1 protein-coding gene is annotated in these 1,916 nt (G+C 67.2%); it reads right to left on the bottom strand.

Annotated features, from left to right (window positions below; translation table 11 throughout):
- On the bottom strand, positions 1-1,916 hold a 1,916-nt coding region (locus tag ACFULQ_RS49055), incomplete at both ends, for a condensation domain-containing protein (protein ID WP_383558341.1).

Genomic DNA, 1,916 nt, shown 5'->3' with positions numbered 1-1,916 from the left:
CCAGCCGATTCGCGCGGGCCTCCAACTCCCCAAACGACACCGACACACCACCCGCAACCACCGCAAGAGCCCCCGGCGTCCGTGCCACCTGCCCCCCGAACAGCCCCGGCACCATCACCTCAGGCACCGCAACCGCCGTGTCGTTCCACTCCTCCAGCACCCGGGCCCGCTCCCCCGGACCCAACACATCCACCCCAGACACCCGCACATCCGGGTCATCAACAACGCTTTCGACAACCCTCAACAGGCAACCCACGATCCGCTCGGCCGTGGCCTCGTCGAACAGATCCATCGAAGCGATCAGACGTCCGCGCAGGCCTGCCGGGGCACCCTGCGCATCGAACTCCTCGCCCATCACCAGGGCAAGGTCGAACTTCGCGCCCACCTGCTCCATCGAGATGCCGCTCGCCTCTAGGCCCAACAGCTCCAGACCTGTCTCGGCATCCACTGCCGTCATGGCGTTGACGCCTTGGAAAGTGAGGATGACCTGGAACAGGGGATGGCGGGCCAGGGACCGGGCCGGAGCCAGCTCCTCCACCAACCGCTCAAACGGCACATCCTGGTTCGCGAACGCCCCGAGACCCGCCTCGCGTACCCGCCCCAGCAGGTCAGCGAACGTCGGATCCCCCGACAGGTCACTGCGGATCACGAGGGTGTTGACGAAGCAGCCGACCAGATCGTCCAGCGCCTCATCCGTACGGCCCGCGATCGCCGAACCGATCGGAATATCCACACCCGCGCCCAGCCGCGACAACGTCACCGCCAACGCCGACTGCATCAGCATGAACAGAGTCACGCCCCGCTCCCGCGCCAACTCCAACAGCCGCGCATGCACCCCCGCCGGCACGCTCAGCCGCACCGCGCTACCCCTATGCGAGGGGACTACGGGACGGGGACGGTCGTAGGGAAGGACCAATTCGTCAGGGGCGTCCGCCAGTATTCGGCGCCAATACTCCACTTGGCGTGACATCAAGCTGTCCGGATCGCCTTCTGCACCCAGCAGCTCGCGCTGCCACAGCGCATAGTCCGCGTACTGCACGGGCAACGGCTCCCACTCCGGAGCCCGCCCCGCACACCGCGCCGCATACGCAGCCGACAAGTCCCTCGCCAACGGACCGTTCGACCAGCCATCACTCGCAATGTGATGCACCACGACCACGAGTACGTGCTCATCCGTACCCACAGCAAACAGCCAAACCCGCAGCGGGATCTCAACACTCAGGTCGAAGGCGTGCCCGGTGGCGTCAGCGACCGCCTCCGTAATCCCTTCCGGTCCCACTTCGGCGACCGGCAGGTCGAAGCCGGCCTCGTCGAGGGAGAGGACTCGCTGGTACGGCTCGCCGTCGTTTGTGGCTCCGAACACGGTGCGAAGCGCCTCGTGCCGCTCCAGCACATCCCGCAGAGCCCCCTCAAGAGCCTCGCGATCCAGAACGCCGGTCAGGCGTACCACGGTGGGGTTGTTGTAGGTCGGGCTCGGCCCCTGCAACTGCCCCAGGAACCACAACCGCTGCTGCGCATACGACAACGGAACCCGCTCCGGCCGCACCCGCACCGCCAGCGCCTCCCGAGCCAAACCAACCCCACCCAGAACAGCAGCAACTCCAGCCGGAGTCGGCGTGTCAAAAAGAGCCCGCAACGGCAACTCCACACCCAGCACCGCACGCACCCGGCTCACCAACCGCGTCGCCAACAGCGAATGCCCACCAAGCTCAAAGAAGTCATCGTCAACGCCCACCTCGGACAACCCGAGGACATGCGCAAACGCACCACACAACAGCTCCTCCTGGAGCGTGGCCGGGCCGCGCCGCACGGCGGTGGCGCCTGCCGTGTAGTCCGGTGCGGGCAGCGCCTTGCGGTCCAGCTTGCCGTTCCCGGTCAGCGGCAGCCCCTCCAGCACCACCACCGCGGACGGAACC

It is taken from the genome of Streptomyces sp. NPDC057253, from assembly GCF_042669125.1.
In the GTDB taxonomy this organism is placed as follows: domain Bacteria; phylum Actinomycetota; class Actinomycetes; order Streptomycetales; family Streptomycetaceae; genus Streptomyces.
This window is presented reverse-complemented; position numbering and strand designations above follow the sequence as displayed.